Origin of the sequence: Microbacterium sp. NPDC058062 (genome assembly GCF_042885375.1) — a bacterium.
Lineage (GTDB): Bacteria > Actinomycetota > Actinomycetes > Actinomycetales > Microbacteriaceae > Microbacterium > Microbacterium trichothecenolyticum_C.
The window spans coordinates 423,861-437,979 of the sequence record NZ_JBHVSC010000003.1; the positions used below are offsets into that span (position 1 = coordinate 423,861).

Genomic DNA, 14,119 nt, shown 5'->3' on the forward strand with positions numbered 1-14,119 from the left:
GGTCTCGGCGCCAGGCCCCGGTCTCGGCGAGACAGCGGCGACCGGTGGCGCCGGATCAGCCGCGCGTGCGCCTCTTGTCGCGCGACGGCACGAACCGGAATCGCCGCGGTCGCCGGTTCGCGCCCTGGGGGACGGCCGGCAGCACGATGGGCTGCGTGACGATCGCGTCGACGACCATCGAGCCGTCGGTGGGTCCGATGACCGGGATCGGGGTCGTGAGCGTGGCCTCCATCGGGGCGATCGGCGCCTTGGCGAGCTGACGGTGAGCGTGGACGTACGCGGGCACGAGCACGATCACGGCGCCGAGCCACGCGAGCGGGTTGCTCGCCGCGACGCCGATGAAGCCGAAGATGCTGCCCAGCACGACGGCCGCGCCGACGCGCATCACGAGCTCGATCACGCCGGTCACGGTGGGGATGAGGGTGTGGCCGAGCCCCTGCAGAGCGCCGCGGAGGACGAACAGGATGCCGAGGATCCAGTAGGTCGCACCGTTGATGGCGAGCATCTGCGCGGCGAGGTCCACGACCTCGGCCGAGCCTTCGTCGATGAACAGGCGCACCGTCATCGCGCCGAAGGCGATGAGCAGGGCACCGAGCACGATGGCCGCGCCCACCGACATCCACGTCGCCTCGATCACGCCGCGGCGGATGCGGTCGGGGCGGCCGCCGCCGTGGTTCTGCGCGACGAACATCGACACGGCGAGGCCGAGCGACTGCAGGAGGGCGACGGCGAGACCGTCGACACGGGATGCCGCGGTGTACGCGGCGACCGCGTCGGCACCGAGCTCGTTCAGCGCGACCTGCACCGAGAGGGTTCCGATCGCGATGATCGAGGCCTGGAAGCCCATCGGCAGACCGAGGCGGAGGTGCTCCGCGAGCTCGGCCCGGCTGACACGCCAGTCGCTGCGGCGGACGTGGAGCACCGGCATCCGTCGCCGTACGAACTCGAGGCAGAGCAGCACGGAGATCGCCTGCGACACCACCGTCGCGAGCGCCGCGCCGCCCACGCCCCAGCCGAGCGGACCGACCATGACGATGACGAGCACCACGTTGAGCGCGCACGCGAGCGTGAGGAAGACGAGCGGCGTGCGCGAGTCGCCGATGGCGCGGATGATCGCCGACAGGTAGTTGAAGAACATCATCGCGCCCGCGCCGAGGAAGCTGATCTGGGCGAAGACGATGGCGTCGTCCATGAGCTCGGCGGGGGTCTGCAGCAGCTCGAGCAGCGGCGCCGTCAGCAGCGGTGCGCCGACGGTGAGCAGGAGGGTGCAGATGCCCGTGAGGATCGTGCCCGCCGCGACGGAACGGCGCACCGCCGCATAGTCGCGCGCCCCGAACGCCTGCGCGGTCGGGATCGCGAACCCCGACGTGAGACCCCACGCGAACCCCAGCAGCAGGAACAGCATGCTGCCCGTCGCTCCCACCGCGGCCAGCGCATCGACGCCGAGCTGGCGCCCCACGACGACGGCATCGACGAAGTGGTACAGCTGCTGCACCACGTTGCCGATCAGCAGCGGGACGGAGAACAGGAGGATGACGCGCCAAGGGCGGCCCGTCGTCAGGGCGGTGGTCATGAGGGCGGCTCTCGAACGAGAAGGCGAGGAAGGGGACGGATGCCGCGCCCGCAGGCGACGGAGAGGTGCCGAGTGGCAGCAGCCAGTGTATCGAATCGATTCGGGAAATCGATCCCTGATTTCGGAGCGTCACGACGTCGCACGGGCATGGCCGCACGGGCTGGTCAGCCTCGAGATCGCGCATCGGTTCCCGCCCGGAGCGGATCTCGATGCGGCGTGGGGTGTGCTCGTCGAGAGCCTCGCCGACGCAGTCCGGTGACGAGCACACCTCCGACCAGGAGCGCGCCGCCGATCACCTCGGCGGGCGTGGGGATTTGGCCGAGCAGCAGCGCCGCGGACGCCATCGCGACCACCGGAGCGAGCAGCACCCACGGCACCACCGCTGCGGAGGGATTGCGGGCGAGCAGGCCGTTCCAGATCGAGTAGCCGATGATCGTGCACAGCACCGCGGTGTAGAGCGTCGACAGCAGCGACTGCCAGCCGAATGCGGCGATGCCCGAGGCGATCGCCTGCGGCCCCTCGACCACGAACGACAGCATCAACGCCGGAACGGGCACCACGAGCGCCGACCACACGGTGAGCGAGAGCGAGCCCAGGCGACCCGGTCCGCTGACCGCTCCGGCGCGACGCGAGATCACATTGCCGATACCCCACGAGAACGCCGCGGCGAGCGCCAGCATGATCGCGAGGGCGGGAGCATCGCCACCGCGACCGGCCGCGACGATGGCGAGCCCGACCACGCCGAGTGCGACGCCGGCGATCTGAGCGGCTGTCGGGCGTTCGCGCAGCACGGCGGCGGCGATGAGGATCGTGAACACCGCCTGCGCCTGCAGCACCAGGGCGGCGAGACCCGGCTGCAGCCCGAGTGCCATCGACGTGTACAGCAGACCGAACTGCCCGAGACTCATGAACAGGCCGACGCCGATGACGGTACGCCACGAGGTGCGGGGCCGCGGAACGACGAACACCGCGAGCGCGACGACCAGGAAGCGGATCGCGACGAACAGCAGGGGCGGCACGCCCGTCATCCCCCAGTCGATCACGACGAAGTTGAACCCCCAGAGGGATGCCACGGCCGCGGCGAGCATCATGTCGCTTCTCTTCACGAGACTCAGTTCACGCGATCGCAGCATGAAGCACCAGCGATGCTTTTTCCATGAAACGATGTAGCGTTGCTTCATGATCGATCTCGAAGCCGTGCAGTCGCTTCGCGCGGTCGCCACGCAGGGCAGCGTGGTCGCCGCGGCGACGAGTCTCGGGTACACGCCGTCGGCGGTGTCGCAGCAGGTCAAGCGCCTCGAGCGCGAGACCGGCGTCGCTCTCCTCGAACGCGCCGGCCGCGGAGTCATCCTCACGGAGGCCGGGACGCGCCTCGTCGTCGCATCGACGCCGATCCTCGCCGACCTCGAACGACTCCGCGCCGATCTCCAGCTCACCGCGGGGCCCGACGATCGGGTGGTGGGCGAAATCCGGCTCGCCGCCTTCTCGACCGTCGTGCGAGGCCTGGTCATTCCGGTGCTGACCTCGCTCGCCGAGCGGCATCCCGAACTCGCTCTGCCCCTCCGCGAAAGCGAGCCGTGGGAGACGATCGCGCTCGTGGCGTCGGGCCAGCGCGACCTCGGCATCGTGCACCGCTGGGGCGGCGTCGCCCTGACGATGCCCGATCACCTCGTCGCGACACCGCTGTTCACAGACGTCGCCGACGTCATCCTGCATCGTGAGCATCCGCTCGCCGGTCGCACCGTGCTGCACCCCGAAGAGCTGGCGGGGGAGACGTGGGTCGCGACGTTCGAGGCGACGATCTGCCGCCAATGGCTGCGCCGGCTCTTCGACGGCGTCGCCAATGCCCCGCGTATCGTCCACGAGTCGATGGAGTTCCAGAACCACCTCGAGCTGGCGCGCGCGGGCCGCGCGGTGGCACTGGTGCCTCGGCTCGGCCGTGGCGACCTCGGGCCCGACCTGGTCGCGATCCCGACCGTCGAACCGGCGTCGACGCGCGACGTCCTCGCGGTGCATCGCCGCACCCAGGAGGATTCCCCCGCCCTGCGCGCCGCCCTCGACGCGTTCGTGGAGCACGCGCGCGCGATGTGAACCGGGCTGACCTGAGCGCCCTCAGCTCAGGCGAAGGCGAATTTCAGCGTGTTCAGGTGTGCGCGGCTGAGCTCGGCGGCGCGCCGGGCGTCACGGTCGGCGATCGCGTCGACGACGGCGGCATGCGCGGCCTGATCGGCCTCATGCGAAGCCGTCGGACGGATCTTGAGCATGTCGACCATCGCACTGCGCACGCGCGGCGTGAACCCGTCGAAGAGGTCGAGAAGCACCTCGTTCCCGGAGGCCGCGACGATGAGCCGGTGCAGCGCGGTATCGACATCGACGTGCGGCTCCGGCGCAGGATCGGCCGTCGCGCGCGCCGCGAGCGCGGCCCGCATCGCACGCAGCTGCGCCGGAGTGCGCCGCTCGGCGGCGAGCGCGGCGGCCTCCGCTTCGATGGCGATGCGCGCCTCGAGGACGGTCGTGATCGAGGCGCGTCGAAGCACCGTGTCCCAGTCGTCGGTCACATCGAGCGCGGTGACGAAGACTCCGGCACCCTGGCGCGAGTCGAGCACACCTCTGCCGGCGAGCTCGCGGATGGCCTCACGGATCGTCGAGCGCCCGACGCCCAACTGGGCGGCGAGCGTCGTCTCGCCCGGCAGCCGCTGACCCAGCGCGAACTCGCCATCGCGAATGCGCCCGAGCAGCACCTCCGCCGCCTGCGCCGCGAGCGGCGCGCGATGGACGATCGGGGCCATTCAGATCCTCCGGTTGTCAGACGGGCGGCGGACGAACACATCGTGAGCTTAGCCTGCTCCTCTTGATCTTCGACTTTACTTGTCGACTTGTCTGAGGAGTAGAGTGCCCGCATGACTTCTCCTGCCACCGCGTCCGCACGGCGGCGCGCGCGCTTCTGGTCGCTCGTCGGCACTCACGTGATGAACGACTTCCAGACCGGCGCCGCGGCCGCGTTGCTCCCGTACTTCGTGATCGAACAGCACTACGACTACGCCGCGGTCGCCGGGCTGACCCTCGCCGCGACCTCGCTGTCGAGCATCTTCCAGCCGGTCTTCGGGTGGCTCACCGACCGGTTCTCGCTGCGACCACTGGTCGTGATCGGCCTCCTGGTCGCGGCACTCGGCATCGCCCTCGCCGGCCTGACCTCGGCGAACTACTGGCTCACGTGGCTCGTCATCTCGCTCTCAGGACTGGGCGTCGCCGCGTATCACCCGGCAGCGACCGTGGCCGCCAAGGAAGCGGGTGGCGGCACCAACCGGGCCATGAGCATCTTCTCGGTGGGCGGCAACGTCGGCGCCGCGATCGCACCGATCGGTGTCGGCCTCACCGTCGGCATTCTCGGTCTCCGGGCCACGCCGCTGCTGCTCATCCCCACGATCGCGGTGGCCGCGATCTACCTGGTGCTGAATCGCCGCGCCACAGCGCCGCTCTCGGCCGCCTCGGCGAGTGGAGCCGAGGACGCGGCATCCATTCCTCCCCGCGATCTGTGGGGGAGGTTCGCGTGGCTCCTGCTGATCGTCAGCCTGTGGTCGATCGCCTATGTGGGCGCTCGGTCCTTCGTGGCCCTTGACGTGATGGACCGGTTCGGCACGACCGCAGACGTCGGCACGGTCGCGCTGACCGTGTTCTCGCTCGCCGCCGCGCTCGGCACTCTCGTCGGAGGGTTCTTCGCCGACCGATTCGGACGCGTGCGAATGATCGTCCTCGGCTACGCCCTGGCCACGGCATCGGCGGTGGGCTACATCTTCGCGTCCGGCGAGATCACGGCGATCGTGCTGGCCGGCGTGCTCGGCTGGGCGCTGTTCCTGCCGTTCGCCCTGCACGTCACGCTGTCGCACGCCTACCTGCCGCGGCACCTCGGCACCGCGAGCGGGGTGACCCTCGGCATGGCGACCGCGCTCGGCGGGCTGCTGACACCGCTTCTCGGGGTGCTGGCCGACCATGCGAACCCGCAGGCGGTGTTCGTGGTGCTGGCCGGCGTCATCGCGGCGGCGCTCGTCTGCTCGCTCTTCGTCCGTGAACGCACCGACGTCACGTCCCGCGGGCGGACCGAGGAGGCGACGGATGCCTCGACAGCAGCATCCGGTGGCGTGCCGGCGGGGCGGCGCTGAACGCCGACGCAGCTCAGTCCGAGGTCCCGCGCTCAGAGCGCAGAGGCGAGAGCCACGCCAGCAGGGCGGCGATCGCGAAGATCACGGCGACGGCCACCAGCGTCCAGCGATCGCCGACGAGCGCGACCGCCGCGCCTCCGGCGAGCGCGCCGATCGCCGCCGCGGTGCGGTTGGCCGAGCGGATGTTCGCATTCACGCGGCCGAGCAGGCGGTCGGGGGTGACCGTCTGTCGCAGGGCCATCTCGTTGGCGTTCTCGACACCGCCCGCGAGCCCGTGGAGTGCGAGCGCGACGAAGAGGAGCGCGGGTCCGGCGGGGACCCAGGCCGCCACCGCAGCGAGCGCCCACGCGATCGGATACATCGCCCGCGCCGCGATGATGGTCGGACCGATGCCCAGCCACTCGCCGATCCGAGCCGCGAACGTCGCCCCCACCAGCGCACACGATCCCGCCACCGCGAGCAGCAGGCCGAACGTGAACGCCGTGAACCCCAGCGCGCGCAGCGCCAGCAGCGACAGGACCGTGAGCGCCAGGCCGTTGGCGAAGAACCACACGTGCGTGGACACGGCGAGCGGGCCGAGGGTGCGGTGCGCGTACGCCCACCGGAGGCCCTCGCGGATCTCGCGGCCGAGATGCCGATCGCGCCGCCGCTCGCGGGTCTCCTCGACGCGGATGCTCGCGTTCAGCGCGGCATCCACGATGTAGCTGACCGCGTCGACGAGCAGCGCGATCGGCGCGCCGAGCAGCGCCACGAGGCCACCGCCGAGGGCCGGACCGAGCGTCTGGGCCGCGGCATCCGTCTGATCCAGTCGCGCGTTCGCGACGACGAGCCGGGACCGGGGCACGAGCCGGGGGAGGAAGGACTGCGTCGCCGCGAAGCCGAAGACGGAGAATGCGCCGAACAGCAGCAGCAGCACGACGAGCATCCAGATCTGGAGCGCGCCGACGAGCCACAGCACGGGGATCGCGCCGAGCGACACGGCCCGCCCCACGCTCGCCCACACGAGGATCGGCCGGCGACGCCAGCGGTCGGTGTACGCGCCGGCGAAGAGCCCGAGCACGGCGTAGGGCACGAACTGCGCCGCGCCGACGATGCCGACCTCGAACGGCGTCGCGTGCAGCAGCTGCACCACGAGCACCGGCATCGCGACGGCGGTGACCGCCGTGCCGAACGAGCTGATGGCCGCCGCGGTCCAGAAGCGGGCGAACGACGACCGGGGTGCCGGCCCGCGCCCACCCTCCACCGGATCGCTCACGACCGCCGATCCGGCGAGGTCACCCCCATCCGCCACGTACTCATCATGCCCCGGGCGGGCCGTCGAGCACCGTCGGGATGTACTCGAGCAGCTGGATGCGCCCGTCGAACGTGCGTGCCTCCACGAGATCCAGGCGCACGTCGGGGTAGCCGTCGAAGATCCGGTCCTGTCCGGTTGCGCCCGTGATCACCGGGAACACGCCCACCCGGTAGCGGTCGACGAGGCCCGCGAGCAGCAGCGACCGGCAGAGGGCGACACTGCCGAGCGTGCGGAGCGGCCGGTCGGACTCCTCCTTCAGTCGCCGGACGAACGCGACGGCATCCTCGCGGACGAGCGTCGTGTTCTCCCAGGCGAGCGGCTCTTCGAGCGTGGACGAGAAGACGTACTTCTGGATGCCGCCGAGCATGTCGGTGCCCTCCTCGCCACCGCCGGCGAGCTCCGACATGAGGCGGAACGTCGTCGCCCCCATGAGCAGCGGATCGTCCTTGTCCGGCGACTCGGCGAGCCAGGCCAGGTACTCGGGACCTTCCATCCCCCAGAAACCCGGCCACCCTTCCGCGGCCCCGTAGCCGTCGAGCGAGATGATCAAGTCGACCGTCACGGTCTGCATGGGACTCTCCTTCGTGTCCGGTTCTCGCCGCGTTCTGCGGGAGTTCTTTTCTCGAGCGGATGCCTCGACCGAGCCTATGCGCCGCCCCCGTGCGCCGACACCCCCCGTGTCGCGAACCGAACCCATCGCGGAATCGGGGACGGTCTGACATGATTTCTCCCACCGCAGATTGGAAGCTGTCGTGAAGCAGCCATCAGAAGGTTCTTCACCGGTCGCGCCGATACCCCGCTACCGGCGCACATTCGCGGGGGTTGTCGGGGGCCTCGTCGGCCTCCTCGCGCTCAGCGTCATCGCGGGTGTGCTGGTCGTCGCGCCGCTCGCGCCGGCCATCGCGATCGGCGGGCACGCTGCAAGCAGCGCGGTGTCGCTGTTCGACCACATGCCGAGCTACCTCGAGATCGACCGCCTGATGCTGCCGACGACGATCTACGCTCGTGACCCGTCGACCGGGCAGGACGTCGAGCTGACGTCGTTCTACGACCAGAACCGCGAGCCCGTCGCGTTCGACCAGGTGTCGCTCGTCATGTACGACGCGATCCTCGCCTCCGAGGACCCGCGGTACTACGAGCACGGCGGCGTCGACATCCTCGGCACCACGCGCGCCCTGATCAAGAACGCGCAGGGCGGTCAGACGCAGGGCGGTTCCTCGATCAGCCAGCAGTACGTGAAGAACGTGCTGGTCCAGCGCTGCGAACGCGACGCGGAGACCGTGTACGAGTCGAACGAGGCGGGCGAGACGGTCGTCGACGAGAACGGCGCCGCCGTCGTGAAGATGACGCGCGACCAGGTGCTGCAGCAGTGCTGGCTCGACGCCACGCAGGCGGACGGCGTACAGGGCTACGAACGCAAGCTGCAGGAGATCCGCTACGCCGTCCAGCTCGAGCAGAAGTACTCGAAGAACGACATCCTGCTGGGATATCTCAACATCGCGAACTTCGGCGGCACGACCTACGGCATCGAGGCGGCCGCGCGCTACTACTTCAGCACCACGGCTGCCCAGCTCACGCTGACGCAGGCGGCGACGCTCGCGGGCATCGTGCAGAACCCCAACACGTTCCGGATCGACCGGGCGCAGGGCTCGATCTTCGGAGGCGACGGCACCCGGTACAACAAGGCCGCCGACGGCTCGGTGGACGACGTGACCCCCGGCACGCTGGCGGGCCTGGACACCCTCCTCGCCGACGGCACGATCACACCGGAGCAGTACCTCGCAGCCGGGGACGCCTACAGTGCGACCAAGGGACGCCAGCTCTACGTGCTCGACAGGATGCGCGAGGACGGCCGCATCACCGCCGAGCAGTACGTGGCCGCGGCGATCGAGCCGATCACCCCGGCGCTGCAGCTGCCGCCCACCCGGTGCGGGTCGAGCGCGGCCCCGTTCTTCTGCCAGTACGTGGTGAACACCGTGCAATCGGACCCGGACTACGCGAGCGCGTTCGGCGCGACGCCGGAGGACCGGCAGAAGTCGCTGACGCGCGAGGGCCTGAACATCTATACGACCCTGGACTGGAACCTGCAGAACGCGTCGCAGGACGCCATGCACCGGTACGCGCCCGAGACCGTGGCGGGCATGTCGTTCGGGTCGGCGTCGGTGAGCATCGAGGTCAACACCGGCCGCATCCTCGCGATCAGCCAGAACAACCGGTTCACGGAGGACCGCGACCTCGCCCTCACCGACCCGGTATACAGCTCACTCGTCTACGCCGGCGACATGATGCACGGGGTCTCGACGGGATTCCCGACCGGATCGACCTTCAAGCTGTTCACCCTCGTCGACTGGCTCGAGACCGGGCACACGTTGTCCGACACGGTCAACGGCACCCTGCGGGCCATCCCCCGGCTCCGGGACCGCTGCGAGGGCACGTGGATCAACCGCGAGAACCACGTCGTGCGCAATTTCGGCGGCGCGGCCGGCTACGTGGGAACGCCCTTGCAGTTCACCGCACAGTCCCTCAACAGCGGCTTCCTCGGCATGGCGGAGCAGCTGGACCTCTGCGACATCGAGAACGTCGCGGCCCGGATGGGCGTCGCCCGCGGCGACGGCGACCCTGTCGACCTCGACGGCGCCGCCTCGATCATCGGGACCAACAACATCGCCCCCGTCGCCATGGCCGGCGCATTCGCGACCGTCGCGAACGGCGGTGTCTACTGCATCCCCCGTGTGATCGAGCGCGTGGTCAACGCCGACGGCACCGAGCTTCCGGTGCCGGGCAACCGGTGCACACAGGCCATCAGTCCCGAGGTGGCGGCGGCCACGGCGTTCGCACTGCAGGGCGTCATGCGCCCGGGCGGCACCGGGTCGGGCGGCAACCCCAACGACGGCACGCCGATGCTGGGCAAGACCGGAACGCACGAGAACATCCAGACGTGGCTGGTCGAGTCGAGCACCCGCGTGACGACCGCGGTGTGGGTCGGGAACACCACCGGCTTCGGCGACGTGTTCCGGTCCTTCTACAACGGCCGGGCGCTGTCGACGATCCGATTGCCGATGACCCGCGACATCCAGGCGGCCGCGAACCAGCTCTACGGGGGCAGTGACTTCCCCGCGCCTCCCGCGAACCTGGTGCGCCGCGCCGCGCCGCCGCCGCGCCCGGGTCCGGCACCCGCTCCCGGTCCGGACCAGCCCCCGGACGACAACGGCAACAGCAACGGCAACGGCAACGGCGGGAATGGCAACGGGAACGGCAACGGCAACGGTTGAGACTCGTCGTCGCCCGAGGGTTTGAGCGGACCCCGGACGGCAGCATCCGTTTTCCCGATCGTGTATCTGGCGAAGACGTCGGCGACTCTCGGTGCCTCGGAGCATCCGTTCTGCACGTCCGTTTCCTTGGGGAGGAAAGCCCATGTCTCGAACCGCCGGCCGACGCCGCAGCTTCACGAAGCTCGCAGCCGGCCTGACCGCGACCGCGGCGCTCACCGTGACGACACTCGTCGTCAGTGCGCTGCCCGCCGCCGCCTTCAAGCCGTACACCCACAACGCCACCGCCGAGAACGCCTACGACGACGTCACCGACGACGGGAAGGTGACCGTCGAAGGCGCCGAGTACACCGTCCGCGCCGACATCGTCACGGCGCTGCGCAACCAGCCGGCCGCGTACAACGCGGGCGTGATCGGCCCCGACGGGTTCCCCGATCTGGCCTACGGCCAGTCGGCGATCCACCCCGACGAGACGGGCAGGTGGCTGCAGCACATCATGACCGCAGCGTGGGACGCGCAGGACGACGCGGGCCGCAGCGCCGCCGAGAAGCAGCAGATCCTCGCCTTCGCGTACGGCTTCATGACGCATGCCGCCGGCGACATGTGGGCGCACACGCTCATCAACCAGGTGGCAGAGGGCATCTTCCCGGGCGTCGGCGAGATCCTCGACCTCGAGGACCCGACGGCGCTCGAGATCGCGCTGCGCCACGTGATCGCCGAGGGCTACGTCGGCGATGCGACGGCGGGCTTCGACGGCAACTCGCGGCGCTCGCAGGTCGCGGGCGAGACCGACGAGACCGGCCCCGAGTACAGCAACGACTCCACGCCGGCGTTCGAGTACTCCGCGCCGACCGCGTGGATCTACGACACCCTCGTCGACCCGAACAACCCGCTGCCGGTCGGCACGTGCGGCGACGGCATCGACGACGACGGCGACGGGACGGCGGATGACGGATGCCCCGGCCTCGCGTACACCGTGGGCGACGAGCCCGAGCCGAACCGCGGCCCGCTCATCGACTACTTCATCGACCTCAAGGCCAAGCTGCAGGTCGAGCGCGCGGCGATGCAGAAGGACCTCGACTACGAGGACTGCAACATCGTCGACTGGGACTGCTACGAAGTTGTCGAGAACGTCACGGTCGACACGGTGCGAGGCGTGACCGTGAAGCCGGTGACCGTGCAGGAATGCCGGGCCGAGTACTTCTGCGTCACGAGCCCGATCGACGAAGCCGACGATGCGATCGTCAACCCGGCGATCATCGCCTACCTCGACGCATGGATCGACGACATCGACCGCGGCCTGCAGCACTGGCCCGAGCTGGGTGAGGCGCTGTCGAAGACGCTCTTCGACGCCGGCACGTTCCGCGACGCGCAGAACTTCCTCTGCGACGGCGACGCCGAAGAAGGCGAGACCGACGAGGTGCTCGACACCGACCGCGCGAAGTGCGAGGACGGCATCGGCATCTTCCAGGTGGCCGGCTACACGCTCGGCGGTCTGAACGACAGCGACAAGCCCGGCTTCATCAACGAGTACCTGCTGTCGATGCTCGGCGCTCCCGACTTCGTCGGCGAGGTCGTCGAGGAGGGCGGCGCGGTCTTCCTGTGGCTGCAGGATCTGCTGCAGTCGATCATGCCCGACATCGACTTCCTCGACCCGCTCGTCGCCGACGCCAAGGAGCTCGTCCTCGAGCTCGCCTCGGAGGCGCTCGGCTTCGACGTCGAGCTGCTGTCGGACTTCCTCAAGAGCCCGACGCACTGGATGGAGGTCGGCTCGGCCGACATCGACGTGCCCTTCTCCGACGAGGACGTGCACGTGGACCTGTTCGACGACGGCGACCGCGAGTACCTCGACGCCGTCATGGGTCTCGTCGACCCGCTGGTCGGCGACCAGGTCGAGCTGCCGGACGGCACGGTGGTGCCCTCGTCCCGCCTGAAGGACAGTGCCGAGTGGACGCTCGAGGACTTCGAGCCCGCGTACGACGCCGTGCAGATGGCGAAGCTGCTCCTCCTCGACGCGAACGGCCTCAACCAGGTCATCTCCGATCACCGCAGCGCCAACCTGCTGCCGGGTGTGTCGACCGCCCTCTACGCCGACCCCGCGGGTCGTCCGGCGAACGTGATGATCGACGGGCTCGACGGGCAGCCGTGGCTGCGGAGCATCGACTCCGACCACTCCTGGCGCGCCGATCGCCTGCCGGTCTTCGATTCGCCCGACCCGGGCCACAGTTCCGAGGAGGAGCCCCAGTACGCCGGCACCGGCCAGATGCCGCTGTGGGAGTCGTGCGTCGCGCGCTCGACCTTCCGCGACGTGTTCCGCGACTGGGAGAACGGCGCCTGGTACCTGCCGGGGAAGAACTTCCCCGACCACGGCGACGCCCCGAGTGCGCCGGCGTGGATCGCCGGGTCGCTCAGCGCGGACTTCCGGATCGCCGGTGACGAGGCCGTCGTCTCGGGCGTGCAGTGGGTGGGTGTGGACCACACGTTCACCGTCAGCGCCGCCGACGACTCCTTCACACCGGAGTCGCTGACGACGACGTACGCCGTCCACCCCGCCGGCTCCGAGCCGACGTGGACGACGGTGAACGGTGCGGTCGCCGAGTTCGCCCTGCCGGCGGACGCCGACGAGAACCTGGAGTGGGTCATCGAGTGGAAGACGTCGAGCGAGTGCGAGACGGTCACCGGAAGCCAGACGGTCCGCGTCGACCGCACAGCGCCGGTCGTCGACCTGAGTCAGCCGGCTGCCACCGGCTACGACACCGACGACTTCGCGAGCGTGCACTACACGATCACGGATGCATTGAGCGGGGTCGAGTCGCAGTCCGTGACGTTCGATGGCACCGCGGTGCCGACGGGCTACGTGCTCGACATGTTCACGCTCGACACCGGTGCGCACACGGCGGTGGCGACGGCGACCGACTTCGTCGGCAACACCGGCACTGCCACCCGGGCATTCACGCTGCTGGCCACGACCGAGTCGCTCAGCAACAACCGCACCCGGGCTGTCGCTGAGAAGCTCGTGACCGATCCCAAGGTCGAGAAGGGTCTGCGCGACAAGCTCAACGCGGCGCTCAAGAGCCACGCGACGGGCAAGCATCCGACCGAGGTGAACCAGCTCGGCGCCGTCGTGCACCAGCTGGAGGGTCAGCGCGGCAAGGGCGTGAATGCGGTGTTCGCACAGCGCATGATCGGCTGGACGAACGATCTGATCGCTGTCCACTGACCCGGTGAGACAGGGAGGCGGCCGGTCGGGACTTCCCGGCCGGCCGCCTCACTCTCCGTCGAAGCACTCCCCGCTGATGCGCGCTCTCATCGGCGCCCGTCAGTCGGCGTGCTGCAGCGGCCAGACCACCCGGAAGCGTTCGAAGACGATCTCTTCGTCTTCGGACCATTGCCGACCCTGCGCCGCGGAGACGCGCATCCAGTACCGACGGTGCTCACGCTGCCAACTGGCAAGGCTCAGATCGTCCTCGCCCTCGTCCGCGGCGAACGCGGGGTCAGCACTCGCGAAGTCGCCGAGGCGCAGTTCGACGCTGCGGATGATGATCGTCGGCACGCCGCGACCGTCGCACGCGATCCAGTGAGACCCGATCCGTGGAACCTCGTCGCCGCGGGCGACGAAATCCGCCACGAGTTCCGAGGTCGCCCGCTTCGTCCCGCTCAGGACGTGTGCGAGAAGCTCGTCGGCGAGGCGCTCGGAATCGCCGAAATGCTCGACGGTGTACTCAGGGCACGCGGCGACCGCTTGCGGGCAGGCCGCGGCGTACTCCTCCCACATCCGCCGAGCCGCTTCGACGTCGACCGGCCTCACAGGCGATGACGTCAT

Annotated in this window: 10 protein-coding genes; 4 read left to right on the plus strand and 6 right to left on the minus strand. The window is 69.9% G+C overall.

The genetic code is table 11. The annotated features are described in order from the left end of the window. Positions 1 to 55: 55 nt before the first annotated feature. The gene (locus ACFVSU_RS11180) at positions 56 to 1,573 is read right to left on the minus strand and encodes an MATE family efflux transporter (protein WP_387142366.1); all 1,518 of its coding nucleotides are present in this window, start codon (positions 1,571 to 1,573) and stop codon (positions 56 to 58) included. Positions 1,574 to 1,737: 164 nt separating this feature from the next. Beyond that, complete coding sequence (locus ACFVSU_RS11185) at positions 1,738 to 2,679, minus strand: EamA family transporter (protein WP_387142369.1); 942 nt, start codon at positions 2,677 to 2,679, stop codon at positions 1,738 to 1,740. A 73-nt stretch (positions 2,680 to 2,752) separates the two neighbouring features. Here ACFVSU_RS11185 and ACFVSU_RS11190 point away from each other — a divergent pair, with 73 nt between their 5' ends. Then, positions 2,753 to 3,664, plus strand: coding sequence for a LysR family transcriptional regulator (locus tag ACFVSU_RS11190; protein WP_387142372.1), 912 nt, complete (start codon positions 2,753 to 2,755; stop codon positions 3,662 to 3,664). 26 nt (positions 3,665 to 3,690) lie between these two features. Here ACFVSU_RS11190 and ACFVSU_RS11195 read toward each other — a convergent pair whose 3' ends face one another. After that, positions 3,691 to 4,362 (minus strand): FadR/GntR family transcriptional regulator, encoded by a 672-nt coding sequence (locus ACFVSU_RS11195; RefSeq protein ID WP_387142375.1) that lies wholly within the window; start codon positions 4,360 to 4,362, stop codon positions 3,691 to 3,693. 111 nt (positions 4,363 to 4,473) lie between these two features. Between ACFVSU_RS11195 and ACFVSU_RS11200 the strand changes: the two genes are divergently transcribed. Next, positions 4,474 to 5,733 (plus strand): MFS transporter, encoded by a 1,260-nt coding sequence (locus ACFVSU_RS11200; protein WP_387142378.1) that lies wholly within the window; start codon positions 4,474 to 4,476, stop codon positions 5,731 to 5,733. A gap of 13 nt (positions 5,734 to 5,746) precedes the next feature. Here ACFVSU_RS11200 and ACFVSU_RS11205 read toward each other — a convergent pair whose 3' ends face one another. Together ACFVSU_RS11205 and ACFVSU_RS11210 are read right to left on the minus strand one after the other, a co-directional pair. Beyond that, on the minus strand, positions 5,747 to 7,024 hold the full coding sequence (locus ACFVSU_RS11205; protein WP_387142381.1) for an MFS transporter: 1,278 nt from the start codon (positions 7,022 to 7,024) through the stop codon (positions 5,747 to 5,749). A gap of 7 nt (positions 7,025 to 7,031) precedes the next feature. Further along, positions 7,032 to 7,598 carry a dihydrofolate reductase family protein gene (locus ACFVSU_RS11210; protein ID WP_387142384.1) on the minus strand — a complete coding sequence of 189 codons (567 nt, stop codon included), beginning with the start codon at positions 7,596 to 7,598 and terminating at the stop codon, positions 7,032 to 7,034. Between the two features lie 181 nt (positions 7,599 to 7,779). Between ACFVSU_RS11210 and ACFVSU_RS11215 the strand changes: the two genes are divergently transcribed. After that, a complete protein-coding gene (locus tag ACFVSU_RS11215) occupies positions 7,780 to 10,299 on the plus strand; it encodes a transglycosylase domain-containing protein (RefSeq protein ID WP_387142387.1) in 2,520 nt (839 codons plus the stop codon). 142 nt (positions 10,300 to 10,441) lie between these two features. Then, positions 10,442 to 13,516: a hypothetical protein gene (locus tag ACFVSU_RS11220; RefSeq protein WP_387142390.1), complete on the plus strand. Its 3,075-nt coding sequence runs from the start codon at positions 10,442 to 10,444 to the stop codon at positions 13,514 to 13,516. A gap of 99 nt (positions 13,517 to 13,615) precedes the next feature. Here ACFVSU_RS11220 and ACFVSU_RS11225 read toward each other — a convergent pair whose 3' ends face one another. Further along, positions 13,616 to 14,119, minus strand: coding sequence for an ASCH domain-containing protein (locus tag ACFVSU_RS11225; protein ID WP_387142393.1), 504 nt, complete (start codon positions 14,117 to 14,119; stop codon positions 13,616 to 13,618).

Excerpts from the sequence above, each read along its gene's own strand:
- ACFVSU_RS11180 (WP_387142366.1), bottom strand. The coding sequence starts at position 1,573 with ATGACCACCGCCCTGACGACGGGCCGCCCTTGGCGCGTCATCCTCCTG.
- ACFVSU_RS11190 (WP_387142372.1), top strand. The coding sequence starts at position 2,753 with ATGATCGATCTCGAAGCCGTGCAGTCGCTTCGCGCGGTCGCCACGCAG.
- ACFVSU_RS11195 (WP_387142375.1), bottom strand. The coding sequence starts at position 4,362 with ATGGCCCCGATCGTCCATCGCGCGCCGCTCGCGGCGCAGGCGGCGGAG.
- ACFVSU_RS11200 (WP_387142378.1), top strand. The coding sequence starts at position 4,474 with ATGACTTCTCCTGCCACCGCGTCCGCACGGCGGCGCGCGCGCTTCTGG.
- ACFVSU_RS11210 (WP_387142384.1), bottom strand. The coding sequence starts at position 7,598 with ATGCAGACCGTGACGGTCGACTTGATCATCTCGCTCGACGGCTACGGG.
- ACFVSU_RS11220 (WP_387142390.1), top strand. The coding sequence starts at position 10,442 with ATGTCTCGAACCGCCGGCCGACGCCGCAGCTTCACGAAGCTCGCAGCC.
- ACFVSU_RS11225 (WP_387142393.1), bottom strand. The coding sequence starts at position 14,119 with ATGACGTCATCGCCTGTGAGGCCGGTCGACGTCGAAGCGGCTCGGCGG.